This window comes from Psychrobacter sp. CAM01 (assembly GCF_032842965.1).
In the GTDB taxonomy this organism is placed as follows: Bacteria; Pseudomonadota; Gammaproteobacteria; order Pseudomonadales; family Moraxellaceae; genus Psychrobacter; species Psychrobacter celer.
Window position 1 is genome coordinate 21,841 of sequence record NZ_JAWJBL010000003.1, and the last position, 19,305, is coordinate 41,145.

Annotated in this window: 14 protein-coding genes; 9 read left to right on the forward strand and 5 right to left on the reverse strand. The window is 47.7% G+C overall.

From position 1 onward, the window contains the following. Positions 1-67 precede the first annotated feature (67 nt). The 4 genes from R0I52_RS01290 (at position 68) to mutY (ending at position 6,637) form a co-directional block, all read left to right on the forward strand. Positions 68-3,142, forward strand: a complete 3,075-nt coding sequence (locus R0I52_RS01290) for a DUF2339 domain-containing protein (protein ID WP_317052830.1) — start codon at positions 68-70, stop codon at positions 3,140-3,142. 228 nt (positions 3,143-3,370) lie between these two features. Further along, positions 3,371-4,327, forward strand: a complete 957-nt coding sequence (gene ylqF, locus R0I52_RS01295) for a ribosome biogenesis GTPase YlqF (RefSeq protein ID WP_317052831.1) — start codon at positions 3,371-3,373, stop codon at positions 4,325-4,327. A gap of 23 nt (positions 4,328-4,350) precedes the next feature. Next, a complete protein-coding gene (locus tag R0I52_RS01300; RefSeq protein ID WP_317052832.1) occupies positions 4,351-5,280 on the forward strand; it encodes a GIY-YIG nuclease family protein in 930 nt (309 codons plus the stop codon). Positions 5,281-5,371: 91 nt separating this feature from the next. Then, positions 5,372-6,637 carry an A/G-specific adenine glycosylase gene (gene mutY / locus R0I52_RS01305; RefSeq protein WP_317052833.1) on the forward strand — a complete coding sequence of 422 codons (1,266 nt, stop codon included), beginning with the start codon at positions 5,372-5,374 and terminating at the stop codon, positions 6,635-6,637. 96 nt (positions 6,638-6,733) lie between these two features. Here mutY and R0I52_RS01310 read toward each other — a convergent pair whose 3' ends face one another. Together R0I52_RS01310 and rapA are read right to left on the reverse strand one after the other, a co-directional pair. Beyond that, positions 6,734-7,636 (reverse strand): acyl-CoA thioesterase, encoded by a 903-nt coding sequence (locus R0I52_RS01310; protein WP_075101950.1) that lies wholly within the window; start codon positions 7,634-7,636, stop codon positions 6,734-6,736. 439 nt (positions 7,637-8,075) lie between these two features. Continuing rightward, positions 8,076-10,964: an RNA polymerase-associated protein RapA gene (rapA, locus tag R0I52_RS01315; protein ID WP_317052834.1), complete on the reverse strand. Its 2,889-nt coding sequence runs from the start codon at positions 10,962-10,964 to the stop codon at positions 8,076-8,078. A 310-nt stretch (positions 10,965-11,274) separates the two neighbouring features. Here rapA and R0I52_RS01320 point away from each other — a divergent pair, with 310 nt between their 5' ends. Further along, positions 11,275-12,225: a D-2-hydroxyacid dehydrogenase gene (locus R0I52_RS01320; RefSeq protein ID WP_317052835.1), complete on the forward strand. Its 951-nt coding sequence runs from the start codon at positions 11,275-11,277 to the stop codon at positions 12,223-12,225. A gap of 193 nt (positions 12,226-12,418) precedes the next feature. Here R0I52_RS01320 and R0I52_RS01325 read toward each other — a convergent pair whose 3' ends face one another. Further along, positions 12,419-13,132: an RluA family pseudouridine synthase gene (locus tag R0I52_RS01325; RefSeq protein WP_317052836.1), complete on the reverse strand. Its 714-nt coding sequence runs from the start codon at positions 13,130-13,132 to the stop codon at positions 12,419-12,421. A 288-nt stretch (positions 13,133-13,420) separates the two neighbouring features. On the opposite strand from R0I52_RS01325, the gene trxA reads away from it, so the two are divergent. The 3 genes from trxA to R0I52_RS01340 all read left to right on the forward strand — a co-directional run bounded on the left by trxA (position 13,421) and on the right by R0I52_RS01340 (position 16,465). After that, positions 13,421-13,786: a thioredoxin gene (trxA, locus tag R0I52_RS01330; protein WP_256713761.1), complete on the forward strand. Its 366-nt coding sequence runs from the start codon at positions 13,421-13,423 to the stop codon at positions 13,784-13,786. 552 nt (positions 13,787-14,338) lie between these two features. Beyond that, positions 14,339-15,607 (forward strand): transcription termination factor Rho, encoded by a 1,269-nt coding sequence (gene rho / locus R0I52_RS01335; protein ID WP_093071228.1) that lies wholly within the window; start codon positions 14,339-14,341, stop codon positions 15,605-15,607. 618 nt (positions 15,608-16,225) lie between these two features. Then, positions 16,226-16,465, forward strand: a complete 240-nt coding sequence (locus tag R0I52_RS01340; RefSeq protein WP_075101944.1) for a hypothetical protein — start codon at positions 16,226-16,228, stop codon at positions 16,463-16,465. A 465-nt stretch (positions 16,466-16,930) separates the two neighbouring features. On the opposite strand, the gene R0I52_RS01345 is transcribed toward R0I52_RS01340, so the two are convergent. Then, positions 16,931-17,818, reverse strand: coding sequence for a neutral zinc metallopeptidase (locus R0I52_RS01345; protein ID WP_317052837.1), 888 nt, complete (start codon positions 17,816-17,818; stop codon positions 16,931-16,933). A gap of 579 nt (positions 17,819-18,397) precedes the next feature. Here R0I52_RS01345 and R0I52_RS01350 point away from each other — a divergent pair. Next, positions 18,398-18,757, forward strand: a complete 360-nt coding sequence (locus tag R0I52_RS01350; RefSeq protein WP_317052838.1) for a hypothetical protein — start codon at positions 18,398-18,400, stop codon at positions 18,755-18,757. A 214-nt stretch (positions 18,758-18,971) separates the two neighbouring features. On the opposite strand, the gene R0I52_RS01355 is transcribed toward R0I52_RS01350, so the two are convergent. Next, on the reverse strand, positions 18,972-19,271 hold the full coding sequence (locus R0I52_RS01355; protein WP_317052839.1) for an integration host factor subunit alpha: 300 nt from the start codon (positions 19,269-19,271) through the stop codon (positions 18,972-18,974). Positions 19,272-19,305: the final 34 nt, after the last annotated feature.

Below are 19,305 nucleotides of genomic sequence, written 5' to 3' on the forward strand. Positions count from 1 at the left end.
CGCTTCTTGTACTCGGACGCAAATCGCGTCATTATCACCTTATCATCAAGCAAATTGAGTGACGAGGATGCTATATCTGTTAATGAATCCGCTGGGCTGGCTGGCTTTTACCATTTTATTCATCATCGCTTCGGTGCTATATATTAGTATCCATAGCCAAATCCAGCAGTTGCGCCGTGAGATGACAGCGCTACAAGCTGAGCTCAAGCAATATAAAGACAGTATAAACGCTGCATCCAACGCGCACTCTGAGCCATCCTCTCAAGATACAGACTCTCAAGATACAGAGCATCAGCAGACAACGTCACAACCACCCGCGCTTTCTGAGCGGCCAGAGTTGCCAGAGTCAGCAAACCGGCCTTTATCCGAGCGACCTACACCCCCTTTACCCGCAGCTTCATCACTATCGACAGAAAATCGACAAGCCACTGCAACCATAGAGCCTGATGAGCGCTCCTTACCTATCGTCACCTCACTGATTTATTCTATCAAGAGCTGGTTTTTTGGCGGTAACTTGGTCGTGCGTGTCGGGGTAATCGTCTTACTCATCGGTGTGGTGCTTTTGCTGCGCTTACTGAGCGATTATATCGAGATTCCGATTACCATAAAGCTTATTGGTATTGGCCTGATGGGATTGGGACTGGCGGTGTTGGGGATACAGTTGGCAAAAAACCGCTTTGCTTATGGCATCACCTTACAGGGCACGGGCTTAGCGACGGCTTATTTGACCGTCTTTTTTGCTTATAGCGTCTATCAGGTGCTCGCAAGCGTGCCAAGCTTTATTGGACTTGGCCTTTTATCAGCTGTCACCATCGGTCTCGCTGTGCGTCAAAACGCCTTACCGCTGGCTTTATTGGCCTTGTCTGGTGGGTTTTTTGCGCCTGTATTGACCGGTGAAGACACCGGCAGTCTGGTCGCCTTATTTAGCTATTATCTGCTGTTAAACGTCACCGTTGCTGTCATTGCTCACTACCGTACTTGGAAAATGCTCAATCTGCTCGGCGTGTTGGTCACCTTTGGACTGGCCTACTATTGGGGCGCGACGAGCAATCTAAGCGCTACCATTGAGGCGCAGCGCTGGACATTGGTATTGCTGGTGACGCTGCATGTATTGCTATATTTGTTTGTCGTCATCCGCTACGCCCAGCAGATCATCGCTTATAACACATTAAACGAAGCAGATATCGCCCAGATGACTGTAGGTAGTATTCACGGTACAAACCCCAGCACAGATGCCAGTACGAACAACAGCACAAACCACAATACAAAAAACAGCGCAAACAACACCTATGTCTTCCCCATTGATACGGGTTTATTGTTTTCTGTGCCGATATTGGCCTTTGGTTTATTTGCGGCGTTGTTAGACGCTATTCCTCATGCGCTGACCCTCACCAGTGCTGTTTTAGCGGTGATTTATTTAGGGCTTGGCTGGATATTTGTACAGCGCAGTCAACGATATGCCTTAATCACCGAAGGCATGCTGGCGTTAGGATTTGGATTTTTGGCGTTGGTGATTCCGCTGGCTCTCGATGCTGAGTGGATTGCCTTTGGCTGGTCGGTTCAAGGGCTGGCGTTGGTATGGTTTGGTCGGCGCTCGCTACGCGCTTGGTCGGTGCTATTTGGGCTAGTGTTACAGCTGCTGAGTATCGCGATGTTGATGATAACTGTGGTCTTTTCAATCAAAGACTATCCAACACTGGCCTTGACGATCTCGGCGCTCAGCTACCTCGCCGCCATGTTTGTCTTACGTGCCAGCAACGCCCCTATAGATGACACAAACAGCCAGCGTCATACCGATCAGACGCTGGTGAAATACGCTACCACATTGAGCATCGGTGAACTCGCTACCAAGCAGTGGCTGGCTTCAATCAATAGCCAAAGTATGGCGTTTAACCTGATGTGGCGCAGTCCGAGGTTGAGTCGTTTTTTGACGTTCACCGCCGTGGGCTGGCTTCTGTATGTATTGGTCATCGATCTTGATCAATGGCTTGCCAACTGGCACATAGCAACGACAGCGCTGCTAGGATTGGCCGCGTTAACCAGCCTTGTCATTTATTATGCCGTCAATCAATATCGTCCTTGGTTGGCGATTCGGCAGTTTTGTCATGGTTTACTGCTGTTATTGTATGCCACGCTACTGTTTCAATTACCGCAAAGATATGAATTTGATTATCAATGGTCGACCTTTCATTGGTTGATATTTATTACTTTGCTGATAGGCGCGTTGATCATTGGGCAGTTATGGCTAAAGACATGGCATAAAGCAGCTGAATTAACACGTTTTGATAGCGCAAGCTGGCTTGGATCGGGCATTATCGTTTTAGCAGAAGCCATGCATTATGGCTTACCTGACTCAAAAGGTGTCATGACTGTTTTAGTGCCAGTTGCCATTATGTTGGCTGGGTTATGGTGGACACAGCGGCATGCTATGGCTAAATATCATGATGAGCAGCCAAATACGCAATCAAAAGCAGCAACCTCAACCTTGCCGCTCGCTTGGTTTGATTGGCCTCAAGCACTGTTAGACAGCGCCAAAGTCTTTGTACCTCTCACCTTAGGCTGGGCAATTTTTACCAATTTTACTTATGATGGCATGATTTGGGGCCTGCCTTACGTTCCGCTATTTAATTTATATGATCTGACTTTATGGCTGGTGGTGTTTTACGGCTTGAGCGTTTATTTACTCCGTCAGCCACATGGTAGCGGTTCGAGAAATCTATTAAAAGCCATTCCTAAAAACGATATGCTGTTAATTATGTTAGCGCTGATTGGCCTTTGGATAGGCTCGAGTATGTTGGTCAGGACGCTGCATGCCTTTATCGGCACGCCGTTATGGACTGGCAGTGTATATGGAGTTACCGGCGGCGCGTGGAGCAGCGAGCAAGTACAGACGGGATTGACTATTTTGTGGACGCTCATTGCCTTGGTCGCGACCATCAGCGCTAGCCGCCATGGACAGCGCACGCTATGGTTTATGGGCATTGGACTACTGGGCGCGGTGGTGCTAAAACTGGTCTTGGTTGACTTGTCACAGACCGAGGCGATTTGGCGGGTGATTTCGTTCCTTGGTGCAGGCAGCTTGATCTTGGTCATTGGCTATTTAGCGCCGCTACCGCCAGCGCGCAAGGATTTAGTAGACTAGGGCGTACTCTCAACCCAATCGATGAGCCTATAGATAGGCTAAACATAAAGGTACGCGCAAATCTGCATGACAGCCTGCCTGAAGCCTGACATAAAATTGTAACGTGGCAACATGGCGACTGAATAACATTGGGTGCTGACGTTGGTTGTGTAGTAAACTGAACATCATAAAAAAGTAGACACTGATGGTCTTACTTTTAGCATTTTTTATAAAAGGTTATGAAAGCAGATGGATAAAAGAGCGAATATTCAGTGGTTCCCTGGGCACATGAACAAAGCCCGTAACGAAATCAAAGAAATCATGCCGCAGATGGACGTGGTCATCGAGGTGATTGACGCCCGTATTCCTTATAGTAGCGAAAACCCCATGGTCGCAGCACTACGCGGCGAAAAACCCGTCATCAAAATATTAAACAAAGCCGATCTCGCCGACCCTGATCTGACCCAAGCATGGATGGCGCACCTTGAGCAGCAAGCGGGCGTCAAAGCCATCGCATGCGACAATAACAAAGCCGATGACGTCAAGCGCATCATCGCTCTATGCAAAAAAATGGTACCCAATAAAGTTGGCACCGGTCGCCAGATCAAAGCCATGATTATGGGCATTCCAAACGTTGGTAAATCGACTTTGATCAATACCTTAGCAGGGCGCGCAGTAGCGAAAACTGGCGACGAGCCTGCGGTGACCAAGTCGCAGCAGCTGATCAAACTCGATGATGACATCATGCTCTATGACACCCCTGGTATGCTCTGGCCAAAGGTCGAAAACGAAAACTCTGGCTATCGACTCGCAGCGACCGGCGGCATTCGCGATACCGCGTTTGACTTCGCCGATGTCGCCAGCTATACCGCTGAGTATTTGTTGAGCGCTTATCCTGAGCTGCTAAAAACTCGCTATAAAATCGACGAGCTGCCCAAGACCGATTGGGAGTTTTTTGAAATGGCAGGGCGCAACCGAGGATTTATCAAAAAAGGCGGTGTCGTTGATACCTACCGCATGGCTGAGATTTTGATCAATGAGCTGCGTAGTGGCAAGCTTGGGCGTATTACCCTTGAGACTCCAGCGATGATCGAAGCGGAAGAAATCATCGTCGCCGAACAACGTCTGGCGGCAGAAGAAAAAAAGAAAGCCCGCGAAGAAGAAAAGCGCTTACGCCGATTAAAAACGCGGAAGAATAGGAAGTAGATTGACCAACAATATAAGCTTTTATGAATCCATTAATACCCTCAGCAAAAACCATTCAAATCTACCTGCCCACAGGCAATCCTCGTGGGCTGCGTGTCGCTGAAATGACCACACGCACCGTGCGTCTGATTGAAGTACCGCGCATTCATATAGCAGATTTTTTAAATATGCCTGATGCCAAGCAAGTAGGCTTATACTTTCTAATTGGTGATACCGATAGCACGGACAAACCTCTACTCTATATTGGGCAAACAGGCGATTTAACCCAGCGCCTGAAAAGCCATCATAATGGTAAAGATTTTTGGACAAGGGTGTTTGTCATGCTCTCTACCAACAACACCATTACCCAGACGCATGCGCTGTATATGGAACATAAAGCCATTCAAATTGCCACAGATGTCGGGCGTTACGATTTGCAAAATGGCAATAATGGCAGCAAGCCGCATACGCCAGCACCGCTGCAAGCAGACTGCGAAGAGCTGTTTCATACCTTAGATATTTTACTGTCTACCCTCGGGCAGCCAGTTTTTGAAGCAATCGGTATTGAGACTCCTAATACTAAAGCCTACCAGACACTGATACCAGATACCCGCCAGTCTTCCCAAGACACACCAGCAGTCGTACCTGACAAGCAACCAATGCTGTTTTATTGCAAAGCCAAAGACTGTGATGCTCAAGGCTACTACGATAATGACGGTTTTGTTTTGTTAAAAGGGTCGCTCTTTCGCAAAAGGCATACGCCATCACTGGGAAAATGGGCTGTTAACAAAACACGCGAGCTGTTAGTAAATGGCAAATTGGTTGAACACAATAATGATTCTTATCGACTCACAGAAGACCAGCTTTTTAAAACGCCAAGTGGCGCAGCACAAGCGGTGACTGGCCGACCAACTAATGGCTGGGTAGAATGGAAAAATGATTCAGGGCAAACACTTAGCGACATTTACCGCTAGTAAATCAACCAGATAACCACCATATAGGATAAACGCTTTGCTTAAGTGTAACCAAAGCGCCCTTTACTTATTGCCAATTTTATAAGAGCCTATGACCCAATCTACCGCCATACCCGATGCTCCCTTTTCTCAACCCACTGACGCATTAGACTCTTTCGCCCCCCGCCTTCTCAATTGGTTTGCCGAAAACGGTCGTCATGACCTGCCGTGGCAACAGCACCAGACCGATACGCCCAATCCTTATATCGTGTGGCTATCTGAAGTCATGCTCCAGCAAACGCAAGTCACCACCGTACTGCCCTACTTTGCGCGTTTTATGGACACCTTTCCGACCGTGCAGGATTTGGCCGCCGCAGAATGGGACTTGGTCGCCGAGCATTGGGCGGGGCTTGGCTACTATGCACGCGCGCGTAATTTGCATAAAGGCGCAAAGCAACTGGCCGAGATAATTGACGAGACCGGTGATTTTCCGCAGACGCTAGCGGGCTGGGAAGCCATCTCTGGCGTTGGGCCGTCGACCGCTGGGGCGATTATGGCGATGGGCTTGCACAAGTATGGCGTCATCTGTGATGGCAATGTCAAACGCGTCCTTACCCGCTGGGCGGCTATTGAGGGCGATATCACCAAGTCTGCCACCACCAAGACGCTATGGGCGTTGGCAGAGCGTTTAACACCTGTCGATGACTCAGGACGGTTTGCGCAGGCGATGATGGATATGGGCGCAACGTTATGTACGCGTAGCAAACCTGCTTGTCTATTATGTCCGCTGCAAGCCGATTGTTTGGCACATGCTGAGGGACGCGAAACCGACTATCCAGTCAAGGCAAAAAAACAGCCCAAGCCCAGTAAGTTTAGCGATGCGCTTATCATCAAAGATACGGACGGCAAAATACTATGGCTACAGCGCCCTGACAGTGGTATTTGGGGCGGACTATGGAGCTTGCCTTTACAGTTTGTAGAAAAGGTTGATGGTAAAGCGAACACTAAGGCTACTGTTAAAAAGACGCTAGCTAGCGATGATAAGCCATCAAACATAGCAAATGACGTACGCAGTAATGAAAAAGTCTATGAGACAGAATTTACCACGGCTGAGCAGATTATTCATGAGTGGCTGATAAAAAATGAATTGGTAACCGAATCCGTCAGTAAGTCATTGCTTGATGATGCGCCTATCAAGCACTCATTGACCCACTTTCATTGGTATTTGACGCCGCGTAAACTGGCGATCGAGGCGACGCAGATAACTGAGCTAAATAAGAACTTAGCAGCGGCTGAGATTGATTTTAAATGGCTCACCGAACAAACAGCGAAAGACAGTCTAGGATTGCCTCGTGCGATGATTAAAATCTTAGAATAAAAATTAGCATAAAAAAAAGCGACTCATTAACTATAGTGAGTCGCTTTTTTTATGATGACAGTATAATGAGAGCTAATAACAGTGCTAAGGCTAGGGTTAAGACTTTGGTACGCGCAAGCGCATCAGGCCTTCTTGCTGCACGGTAGCGACCAGTTTGCCATCTTGCCAAAACTGCCCATGGTTCAGCCCTTTTGCATTGGACGTGGTATCGCTCCACATGTCGTATAGTAGCCAATTATTTAGGTCAAAGGTACGGTGGAAGTGCATCGAGTGGTCGATACTGGCCGCTTGTAAGCCACTGGTCATAAAACTGACCCCATGCGACATCAGCCCTGTACCGACTAAGTAAAAATCAGACGAAAATGCCAATAGCGCTTGCTGAATCGCCACCGGCTGATTGCCCAGCTCGCGAATACGCAGCCAGTTGGCTTGTTTTGGCTTCATCGGCTCAGGATGGATAGGGTCACGCGGTTTGACAGGCTTAATCTCGACATGACGACGACGCATAAAACGTGCTTTGAGCGCATCTGGCACTTTGCCGACGTACTCTTCTTTTAAATCTTGCTCGGCGAGCAGGTCGTCTGGTGGCGGATAGACGGGCATATCTTCTTGATACTCAAGTCCCTCCTCCATCGGCGAAAACGAGGCAATCATCGAAAAAATCACTTGCTCAATAGGTGCTTTGCCGCGTACTTCTTTGTACTGAATCGCGGTCACTTCACGCGCAGAGAGGCTACGCCCATCGCGTAGACGGCGTACTCGATAAATCACTGGCTGGTTGATATCACCGCCACGCAAAAAATAGCCGTGCAGTGAATGGCAGGGTTTGTCTTTATCCAGCGTATGGGCAGCTGCCATGATTGCTTGCGCCAAGACTTGCCCACCAAAGATACGACTGCCCACATAGTCATGGCTTTTCCCCTCAAAGACATCAGGGCTCACTTCAATAAGCGATACGGTAGCAAGCAGCTCATCAATCAGTTGCGAATAATCAGACATGACGATAGGTTTCCTTATTTTTATCAAAAACGCGGCGCGCCTGCACCAATCCACCTAAGGATAGCTAGGCGATATAGCGGCAAACCTGCTGCGTTTGAATGTAAAATAATATGAAATCACTTGCTAAAAATACACAAGAGAGATGTTAGAACGAAATTTTAGCGTAAAAATACAGCGATAGCAGCGCCATACACGTATTTATTATCCACTGAAAGGTTAAACATATTACCCAATATCCCGCGCTTTGACCAGTTATGAGTCGCTTACCAACCAGTCTTGACCGCCTTTTTTATCTCATGACAAAAAACATCCGCTGATGGCTTACGCCCGCGCTTGACTATCACAAGGCTTGAGGCAGATGTATCTATCGCAGCATCAGTGCATCGGCCTAATAAAAAACGAGATGATCGGCGCATCTCGTTTTCATTGCTATGCTTCGTTATGGCTTGACCGCTACCAGTACGCGGATAGAGTCTGGCACCAGCGATAGGTTGCCTAATGCCTGCTCGCCTTGTGCTTTTAGCTGCTCTAAGCGCTCTACTTCTTCTGGACGTACATTGGGGTTGATGGTTTGGAGATGCTTTAGGCGCTTGATTTCACGCGACCACTGCTGATTGAAACGGGCGCTTGCTTGCTCACCGATTTCTGCCAGCTGCTGGCGGGCGATCTCTTCGGCGTCGTAGTAACGCTGCTCGATCACATCACCGCGTACTTTGATGACTTGACGGGCGCGGTTTTTGTCCAGTCGCTCGATGTGCGGCATGATCATATCGCTACTGATGCGCGCTGACAGATCATTGCCCTGCTCACTGATAAACACCCGAATGTTTTGCGTGGTGATAGTCGCAGGCAGATTGAGCACTCTTGGCGCGATGGCCTCGACACGGAAGTTTACCTCGAGCAGCACCATACCTTGTGGCACGACCGCGCTTTTTAGCATCGCCACCGTGGTATTACCAAAGGTACTGGTGCTGGCCAACTCGTAAATCGCGCGCATCAGCGGATGCTCATGGGTAATAAAGTCGATATCTTCACGCAGCAATGCCTGACCACGATCAAAGGTCAAGGTCATCCCGTCTTCATCGCCCAGTGGCAGACCATCGATGTACTCACTGATCTCGGTGCTATCAATAGGAGCGATGACCCACGAGCCGTCGCGCTGGATACTATGATCGATATTAGCAGAGGCAAAAAATCGCTCCATAAAGTGTGGCAGCAGATTGTGCTTATCAAAGTCAATCATGGCATCTTTGATACGCCCAGCGACACGTGGGCGACACGAGTTGTACTCCAGCAGACGGTCACGGCCAGCTTGTAGCTGTGCTTCTAGCCCTAGACGAGTTTTTTTCGCTTCGGTGATGATGTCTTGTAGCATGGCACGGTTGTCGGGCGTATCAGCATTCTCTAGCACAGGTTTTAGCGTTTGAATGTATTGCTCTTGCACGCTTTGGGCGGTCGGTGATATCTGACTAAACATATTGAGCGCTTTGTCATACCAATGATATAAACGCTCCTGCGCGGTGCCCTGCACATAAGGGATATGAAGCATAATCTGCTGCGTCTGACCGATACGGTCTAGGCGGCCTATGCGCTGCTCTAGCGTGTCTGGATTGGCAGGTAAGTCCCACAGTATCAGCTGGCTGGCAAACTGGAAGTTACGACCTTCTGAGCCAATCTCTGAGCAGAGCAATATCTGCGCGCCCTCGGAATCCGCAAAAAACGCCGCCGCTTGGTCACGCTCAAGCAGTGTCATCTGCTCGGTAAAGATAGCGGTCTTAATGCCTGCATGTAGGCGCAGTACCGCCTCAAGACTCTCAACCGTCGCCCCACTACGAGCGATCAATAGCACTTTTTGATGCTTTAGCTCACCGCGCAAGATATCAATCAACCAAGACACACGTGGATCATCTTCTAGCCAGCCACCATCGGGCTGGTTTTCTTCGCCCCACAGCTGCTCACGCAGTTTGCCCTTGGTTTGGTAGCTATCAACCCATGCCTCAGGCAAGGGTAGTGGATACGGCTGACGGCTTCGTCCATAAAACCCTTTGACACTCTCACGGGTATTGCGAAATAAGATACGGCCGGTACCATGACGGTCCAGTAGCTCGTTAAGGGCATAAGTACGCAAGCGCTCATCGTCATTGATTGCGCCCAGCTCATCCATACTAATGTCTAATAAATGGCTCAAAGCCGCGATTTGCCCATCACTTAGCGGCTTGTCTTCTATCAGCACGCCAGCGACGGCGGCGGTTTCAGCAAAGGCTTCTTGCCCATCAATAAACTCGTCCAAATCATCAAAACGATCTGGATCCAGCAGGCGCAAACGCGCAAAATGGCTTTGCGCGCCGAGCTGCTCAGGCGTTGCAGTCAGTAGCATCACCCCAGGCGTCTCTTCAGCAAAGTCAGCAATCAAATCGTACTTGTCATTGCCGCCCTGCTCTTCATCCCAGTGCAAATGGTGCGCTTCGTCGACGACCAATAGATCAAATCCTGCCTCCATCGCTTGGTCATACAAATCAGGATGGTCGAGCAACAAATCCATGCCCGCGATGATACATTGCTCGGTGGCAAAGACGTTTTGTTCAGGATCATGCTCTTTGATCGCAGCGGTACGTACCAAATCAAACAACGCAAAATTTAGGTTAAAGCGGCGACGCAGCTCGATCATCCACTGGTATTGCAGACTGTCTGGTACCAAGATAAGCACGCGCTCAGCCTTTCCTGTGATTAGCTGCTGATGAATGATCAAGCCCGCTTCGATGGTTTTACCCAGTCCCACTTCATCAGCCAAAAGCACACGCGGCGCGATACGCTTGCCGACCTCGTGAGCAATATACAGCTGATGCTCGATGATATCGACACGCGCGCCTATTAGGCCTTTGAGCGGATGCCCTGCCAGCGCCGACTGCATGCGCAAGATGTCTTGGCGCAGCTCGTACCAGTCGCCACGCTCGATGCGACCTGCGAGCAGGCGCTCAAGCGGCTTGGCAAGCGTGATATTGGCCGCGAGTCGGGTTTCCATGATACCGCGCTCATGCTCATCGACGCTGTACTTGAGCACACCCATCACCTCGTCTACCGCATTGACCGTATAGCCGTTGCCATCTTGGTCATAAATGCTATCGCCCGCCTTAAATACCACGCGCGACAGTGGCGCTGAGTTTTTGGCATAAACACGCGTCTCCTCGCTTTGCGGAAACAAAATATGCACACAGCGATCATCTACATCGATGACCACACCCAAGCCAAGCTCAGACTCTGTATCAGATAAATAACGTTGGCCAACGGCGAATTCAGTACTGTGCAGTGAAGCGATAGAGGTAGTCATAAGGCGATGTCTTTTTTGTACTCAGGTAATAAGAAATAAAATAGATAGCAATGGCCGCTAATGGTGGCTGTGCATAGGGTGACACCCATTTAGTCGACAGCTAAAGTAGACCATTATATAACGTTAGCGGCTAGATGAGTGCGTTTAGTTGACTTTTCAAGTAGACAATTGTGACAGCGCTTGGCTTCTCAGGTTTTTATGGTTTGGTTTTTGACTAAACCCACCGACGTGCTACATTAAGCCTCACCCCCATAAAGCCTTAAAACCATAGAAAAAATCAATACAACAATCAATTCATCAGGGAGTCACTATGCGAGCGGTTTTTTTAGACAAGGGTACTTTTTCGGACGGTATCGATTTGCCAGCCCCAGCTGGGATTACAGATTACATGACTTATCATGACACGCCAAAAGACAACCACGTCATCCTCGAGCGCTGCCGTGACGCCGATATCATCATCACCAACAAAGTCCAAATAGACGCCGAGGTGATCGGTCAACTGCCCAACCTCAAGCTGATTCAGCTGACTGCCACAGGGATGAACAACGTCGATCAAGACGCTTGTGACAGACATCATGTCACCCTTTATAACGTCGCAGGTTATGCGGTCAAAAGCGTGCCTGAGCATACCTTTATGCTGATGCTCAATGCCATGCGAGCAGGCATTCATTATCATCAAAAAGTCGCCGATGGTACATGGCGCGACAATGGCAATTTTTGCCTGCTCGACATACCGCTGATCGACTTAGAAGACAAGACGCTCGGCATCATCGGCGTCGGTACCATCGGCAAGCGCGTCACCGAGATTGCACGCGCCTTTGGCATGACGGTGTTATGGGCGGAGCATCAAGGGCGTGCGCCGCGCAGTGCAGACTATATCGCCTTTGATGAGGTACTGGCGCAGTCAGATGTATTGAGCTTACATTGCCCATTGACCGCACAAACCCAGCATCTTATCAATAAGGACACCTTGGCCAAAATGACCAAGCAGCCCTTATTGGTCAACGTTGCGCGCGGCGGCATCGTCGATAGTCAAGCATTGGCAACTGCCATCCATAACGAGCAAATCATCGGCTACGCCAGCGACGTGTTTGAGCAAGAGCCGATCACGGCAGATGATCCGCTACTCACCCTCAGCGAGCATCCACGGGTGATATTTAGCCCGCACAATGCTTGGGGCAGCAAAAGCGCGCAACAGACCTTATGGCAGATATTAACTGAGCAGGTGAGCGACTTTATCGAACACTACCATCAACCCTAAATAAAGCTGGCGAGCAAGATACTAGGGCGGTTCTTCGTTTTAAAGCAGGTAAAAAATGCAGACATGCCCTAACGGCAAAACCGTAGCCAGTCGTCCTTTATGTTGCGATAGTGTTGCGATACGTCAGCATGATGTGATCACTGATATCGTTATTGCTCATGTGGTTAAGTCATCATCTGGTTCAGCGCCCAGATTAAAACGGGCACGGACTCTCCCAGTCCATCCACGCACCCAGTGTCGGGTGCTTTAGGCGTAGCTGCTGTGCGTGCAAGTTTAGCCGCGGGGCTATCGTCAGTGCCACCCCTTCGGCATAAATCGGATCACCAATCATCACATGACCGGCATGCACCATATGCACACGTAACTGGTGACTACGGCCCGTGACCGGCTTTAGTAGCACGCGCGTGACGGTCTGATCATTGCACATTTCGTGAGACAAGACCTCATATAAAGTCAGCGCCTGTTTGGGCCAATCGTGATCGACGATATGGCGCGGTTTGGTCGTGGGCTCATAACGTACCGGCACCGATATCTTACCGGTCGCCCCAATACTTTCCCATTGACCAAAGACGCGCGCTTGGTAGCTTTTTTGTGGCAACCGCTCAATAAACTGCTTACTAATATGGCTTTGGGCAGCGGCATTTTTGGCAAAAATCAGCAGCCCTGAGGTGTCCATATCCAAGCGGTGAATGAGTTTGACGGCTGGATTGACGCGCTCAAGCCGCGCAAGCAAGCTGACTTTGAGGGTTTTGCCATCGACGCTGAGGAGGCCCGCTGGCTTATCCACCACCCAAATATCATCATCTTCATAGACCGTAATGTCTTGGGCGAATGTTTTAAAAAACGCCAGCGGATACGCGCGCTCTTGTCGGTTTAAGGCGTTGACTTCTTCTTCAGTAAAAGGCATAAAAATCGGTTACTTATATAAATGAGAGTAAAGATGACATGATAGAGGCAATGACATAGAAAAAAAACCAAAAAGTGACAAGTGACAGCGCACTCACTGGCTGTGTGGTTATGTTTCGATTTATTGTACTAATCGTAATTGTTAAACAATTTAACCAGCCTGCATCTGTCAAGTAAGAGCAAACATGTTAATATGATGGCAGATTTTCACCATTTCGAAACGACTCTTTAGCCGCTTATCATTATTTTATACCGCTGGTCTTTAGCTACACAAAGCCGCGATAAATTAATGAACGACGATAAAGACAATAAAACAAGAGAGATAACTATGTCAGACCTAATCGTAAACACCACCGATGCAAACTTTGACCAAGACGTTCTGCAATCAGATCTGCCTGTATTGGTAGACTTTTGGGCGACGTGGTGTGGCCCTTGTAAAGCCATCGCGCCTATTTTAGAAGATCTAGCAAGCGAGTACCAAGGCAAAGTAAAAATCGTCAAAGTCGACGTCGACAACAACCCACAAGCCGCTAGCCGCTTTGGTATCCGTAACATCCCAACGCTATTTGTCTTTAAAGACGGCGAAAAAGTTGACTCAGTCATGGGCCTACAGCCAAAAGCAGAGCTTGCCAAAGTACTTGATAAGCATCTATAAGCACTGCTATCAGTGTCGATACACTCGTGTCAGTCTATCTGCTGCGAGTGTCTATACGTCATAATAGACGCCAATCAGTAAAAAACCATTGTCCTGCTAAGATAATGGTTTTTTGCTCGTTTTTTATGCAAAAAAACCAATAATACGACTTTTTTGGCAAAATTTATTGACAATGCCATTGTGAAGACCGTATAGTCTGCTGACAAGAGAAAACGAACCGTTTTCCTAAGTGTCTTGTCGCTATTCTCCTCGTGTTTATCAACAAAAACACAATCGTCATTATAAACACCATTACTGAACGAAATGACTAAACACAATTACTGATACTGAGTTTTTGACGCAGACTCTTATGTAGCCTTCTGTATCTTTATTTCTTATTACCTTGCACTCTATTCTTGCAACTTGTACATAAGTCAACACGCAATACCCAAACTACATAACTCTGGCTCTGTGCTCGCGCCCTCTATCGCCATACTATCGTTGTTTTAATCAATGTCGTGACTTGTGCTGCTAATGGCATCTCTCATCTGATCAATTGCTAATGACCTACCTATGAATCTAACTGAACTAAAGAAAAAATCAATCTCTGAGCTATTGGCCATCGCCAAAGAAATGGGTCTTGATAATATGGCGCGTAGCCGTAAACAAGACATTATCTTCGCTATCTTAAAAACCCATGCCCGTAACGGCGAAGCCATCTATGGTGACGGCGTGCTCGAGGTCTTACCCGATGGCTTTGGCTTTTTGCGCTCATCAGAGGGCTCCTACTTGGCAGGTCCTGATGACATTTATGTCAGCCCCAGCCAAATCCGCCGCTTTAGCCTAAAGACAGGCGACAGTATCGCTGGGACGATTCGACCACCAAAGGATTCTGAGCGTTATTTTGCGCTACTAAAGGTCGGCGAGATTAACTTTGATACCCCCGATCGCTCACGTCACAAGCTGATTTTTGAAAACCTCACGCCCTTATTCCCCACCGAGCAGTTAAAGCTAGAATTAGGTAACGGTACGACCGAGGATTTGACAGGCCGTATCATCGACCTGATTGCCCCGATTGGTAAAGGCCAGCGCTCTATCATCGTCGCGCCGCCAAAAGCCGGTAAAACCATGCTTTTGCAATCGATCGCCCAGTCTATCACCCGCAACAACCCCGAATGCTATCTGATCGTTTTACTTATTGATGAGCGTCCAGAAGAAGTGACCGAGATGGAGCGCACGGTACGCGGTGAAGTCGTTGCCTCAACCTTTGATGAGCCGCCGCAGCGCCATGTGCAAGTTGCCGAAATGGTCATCGAAAAAGCCAAGCGCTTGGTCGAACATAAACAAGACGTGGTCATCTTACTCGACTCCATCACTCGCCTCGCTCGTGCGTATAACACCGTCATTCCATCATCTGGTAAAGTGTTGACTGGTGGTCTAGACGCCAATGCCCTTGAGCGTCCTAAGCGCTTTTTTGGCGCGGCGCGTAACGTCGAAGAAGGCGGCAGCTTGACCATCATTGCCAGCGCTTTGATTGACACCGGCAGCAAAATGGACAGCGTCATCTTTGAAGAATTTAAAGGCACCGGCAACCAAGAGATTACGCTTGAGCGTGACTTGGCCGAAAAACGCGTTTTCCCAGCGATCAATATCAAAAAATCTGGTACCCGCCGCGAAGAACGTCTGCTTGATGAAGACAAACTACGCAAAGTCTGGATCTTGCGCAAATTGTTACAACCAATGGATGGTGTCCAAGCCACTGAGTTCTTGCTTGAGCGCCTAAAAGAGGCCAAGACCAACGATGAGTTTTTTGAACAAATGAAGCGTAAATCACAAAACTAATGTGCGATGATAAGCTTTACTCATACCAATAGCACCATGTCACTTTTGACATGAATTGATTATAGATATTAAAGACAAATACCAAAAACCGCCTTAGGGCGGTTTTTGTACGTTGGGTCGTAGCAATATAGCCAGACGACAAGCTATCATAAGTGCTAAGTAAAAAGAGTACAGCCTCTATAGCGGATCGCCCATATCACACAAAGCAGATATAGCTGCCCTATTTTTAAACATAGATAGCGCTGGCAGTGACAAAAACAGTTAGCGTATTATCAATACAAATACAATGACACTAAGCAAAACCCCTACCAAGGATACAGAGGGGAAACATCTTTTACAGCTTACTTGCAAAGCTTAGCGCTTTTACTACGCCTAGAGATGAATGGATGGGTTAATATAAGCGTTAGTATAGATATACTCTGCTATCCGGTACGATAGCAGCACACGTATTAAGATGTTTAAGATCCTTAATATAATCCTATGTCTTGCGATAGCAATACAGATTATTCTAAGACAATTGCTGGATCCGCTTGGTATGGTTCATCTATATCAAACACATAGCACTAAAAATCTCGTGTTCTTTTTTTGACCCAACTTGATAATTTGATAGGTGATATTATGAAATTTGCTAAAACTATCGCAATGACTGCCATTACTAGCTCTGCTTTGATCATGGGCGGCTGTGCGACCAATGGCTATAACTCTGGCTTAAGCAACACCGCTAAAGGTGCAGCAGCAGGCGCGGCGGCAGGCGCTTTGATCAGAAGTGGCGGCGACAGTAAAGATATCGCTCGCGGCGCATTGGGCGGTGCTGCTGTTGGTGGCGCTGGCGCTTACATTCTAGACCAAACCAGATAATCGGGTTTATAACGGATAGGCAGCACTTCAAGCAATTTGGTTAGATAAGTCCTTTTAAAGACTTATCTTCTGAGTGTTTTAAGCTTAGATAAGTAAAGACGCTTTGAGCTTAAAAGACAATGAGGTGAGCTTTGATGTGAGCTTTCTAATAAGCTGTCTAAATAGTCTGTAAAGACAAACAAAAGGCCTGCAATCATTGCAGGCCTTTTGCTATCTAGCAAGCTTGGGTTTTTATTTTAAACAACGGTCAAGTCCAGATACATCAGATATACGGCTAGAAAATCGCTCAATTAAGTAGCGCCAACTCACAACAAAAGGACGATACCGTTAAGTGTGCGACTCGGATGCTGTCTTTAAATGTAGGTCGCACCGCTACTGGCCGCATAGACGACCCAGCACACAAGGAAGACTTATACCCGTAACGCTATGTCTTTCTTAGAGTACATCGACTCTAATCTATCCGCATTATAGAGCGCCACTAAAGGTATCACATGCCTGTACATTGCCACTTTGCAGACCGCGGGTAAACCATTGCACACGTTGTTGGCTAGTACCATGTGTAAAATTATCTGGTACAACCGCGCCGCCGCTTGCGCGAGCGAGGCGATCATCACCAATTTGACCTGCAGCATTAATGGCCTCATCGATATCACCTGCTTCTAAGAACTGTACGCGCTCCTGATTGCGCTGCGCCCATACCCCAGCAAAACAGTCCGCTTGTAACTCTTGCATGACCGACAGTTTATTGGCCTGTGCCCGGCTGACTTGACGACCAGCTTCATTCACCTGCTGGGTAATGCCAAGTAACGTCTGCACATGATGGCCTACCTCATGCGATATCACATAGGCTTGCGCAAAGTCGCCTGCCTTACCTTGGTTATCTTGATCCCCTGAGCCTTGCTGATCGCCTGCGATACCTAGGTTTTGACGCATTTCCACGAAAAACGACGTATCCAGATAAATGGTTTGATCTCCAGGACAATAAAACGGCCCTGTCGCAGCGCTGGCACTACCACAAGCAGAGCTGACTTGACCATTAAACAGTATGAGCGACGGCTCTTGATACGTACTGCCCGCTTCATTAAATATCTGATGCCAAACGTCTTCTGTATCGGCCAACACGACTTTAACAAACTGCGTATCGCGGTCGTCACTGGTGGCAGGCTCGCTCGCCGTACTGCTGCCACCGCCTGCCACCACTTGCCCCGTCTGTAATGCCGTCATGGGGTTGACCCCAAAAACCAACCACAAAATACCCGCGATAATAATACCGCCGATACCACCCCCTATCATCTTACCGCCGCCACGACTGCTGCGCACGTTTGAGCTGCCTCGCCTACCTTGCCATTTCATACCTTCTCTCCTTAAATGTATGATTTATACCATCATACCATCGACCGCTTATACAAGTTTTCTTTAGGTCTTTATTATCTGACTCATTATCGTACCTAGATTTTTACGATATTCTCAAGCTTTTTGCTTATTGCGTCTTATAAGTTCAAGCTGCTTTTAGGGCGTACGGCACAAAGATAGAGCCGAAATTAACTACGTTATCGTAAAATTTACTGACCGCAATACGCCAATTACCGAATACCAGCTATCTTCAATGAAAGCACTACACAACACCAACAGTTGAGGAGTACTAAGACAGCAATCATGCTTTTATAATAAGCTAATCTTATTGATTATACGCATATTATTCGGTGTTACTCTTTAAGAGAAGATAAGAGGTTTAAAATGTAAAGTTACATTTACAATTTTATTGTTACTGAATTGTACACCCTCTTTCCATTCAGAAAGAAAACATATAGAATGCGTGAAAGCTGAGTAGTTGTAACTAAGATTAGTTGAACTCTGAAAAACATCAGGTTTCGACCTTTTTTTGGCTTTTGTTACTGCTACTGCTCATTTCATTTTTTCGGAGAAATAACTATGAACCTTAAATTACTTGCTCTAGCTGGTATCATGACTGCATCTATGGGCCTAACTGCCTGTGACAGCAACACTGAAAACGCTGCTGAAGACCTATCTGATGCTCAAGAAGAAGTACAAGACGCTCAAGAAGAGCTAAATGAAGCTGCTGCTGACGGCGAAGCTGTACCTGCTGACGCAGAAGCTGCTGCCGCTGAAGCTGAAGCTGACATCGCTGAAGCACAAGCTGCGACTGCAACTGACGAAATGGACGCTGAAGTACCTGTAGATGGTACTACTACTAGCGTTGATGTAGCTAGCGAAACTGACACTGCAGCTGTTGATGCAGCTGACGAAGTGGTTGTTGAAGAAGTTCAGTAATTTTATTGGTCATACAATAAACACTGTAGTAAAAAAGAGAGCCTATGCTCTCTTTTTTTATGCCTGCTATTTAAACAAAATGCTAATAGAAGAGTCTACTAACTAGATGGACACCTATTGTTTGCGCTAAGCTGGTAGATCAGATATTTCTAAAAAAGTCCTATTAAGCAGCATTATCTTTTCTCTTTTTTTCTCAGAAGCGCCCAAGTATAAACTAAGCATCAAAAAGACGCTTATCAACCTGCTGGCGAAATTTCTGACCTGTCTTAAAGGTCACCACTCGGCGCGCAGATACGGCAACGGGCTCCCCTGTTTTTGGGTTGCGACCAGGGCGGCTATTTTTATCTTTTAGCTCAAAGTTGCCGAAGCCTGAAAGCTTGACTTCTTTGCCATCGATCAAACTCTCTGACAACTCCTCAAAAAAGCGCTCTACCAAACAGCGGCTATCTTGGCGCGTTAGGTTAAGGTGGCTCATCAAGTGCTCAATCATGTCAGATTTGGTTAAAGTGCTCACAGTACGACTCCTATGCTATGTCGTGATGTCGAAT

Excerpts from the sequence above, each read along its gene's own strand:
- R0I52_RS01290 (WP_317052830.1), top strand. The coding sequence starts at position 68 with ATGCTATATCTGTTAATGAATCCGCTGGGCTGGCTGGCTTTTACCATT.
- ylqF (WP_317052831.1), top strand. The coding sequence starts at position 3,371 with ATGGATAAAAGAGCGAATATTCAGTGGTTCCCTGGGCACATGAACAAA.
- R0I52_RS01300 (WP_317052832.1), top strand. The coding sequence starts at position 4,351 with ATGAATCCATTAATACCCTCAGCAAAAACCATTCAAATCTACCTGCCC.
- mutY (WP_317052833.1), top strand. The coding sequence starts at position 5,372 with ATGACCCAATCTACCGCCATACCCGATGCTCCCTTTTCTCAACCCACT.
- R0I52_RS01310 (WP_075101950.1), bottom strand. The coding sequence starts at position 7,636 with ATGTCTGATTATTCGCAACTGATTGATGAGCTGCTTGCTACCGTATCG.
- rapA (WP_317052834.1), bottom strand. The coding sequence starts at position 10,964 with ATGACTACCTCTATCGCTTCACTGCACAGTACTGAATTCGCCGTTGGC.
- R0I52_RS01320 (WP_317052835.1), top strand. The coding sequence starts at position 11,275 with ATGCGAGCGGTTTTTTTAGACAAGGGTACTTTTTCGGACGGTATCGAT.
- R0I52_RS01325 (WP_317052836.1), bottom strand. The coding sequence starts at position 13,132 with ATGCCTTTTACTGAAGAAGAAGTCAACGCCTTAAACCGACAAGAGCGC.
- trxA (WP_256713761.1), top strand. The coding sequence starts at position 13,421 with ATGAACGACGATAAAGACAATAAAACAAGAGAGATAACTATGTCAGAC.
- rho (WP_093071228.1), top strand. The coding sequence starts at position 14,339 with ATGAATCTAACTGAACTAAAGAAAAAATCAATCTCTGAGCTATTGGCC.
- R0I52_RS01340 (WP_075101944.1), top strand. The coding sequence starts at position 16,226 with ATGAAATTTGCTAAAACTATCGCAATGACTGCCATTACTAGCTCTGCT.
- R0I52_RS01345 (WP_317052837.1), bottom strand. The coding sequence starts at position 17,818 with ATGAAATGGCAAGGTAGGCGAGGCAGCTCAAACGTGCGCAGCAGTCGT.
- R0I52_RS01350 (WP_317052838.1), top strand. The coding sequence starts at position 18,398 with ATGAACCTTAAATTACTTGCTCTAGCTGGTATCATGACTGCATCTATG.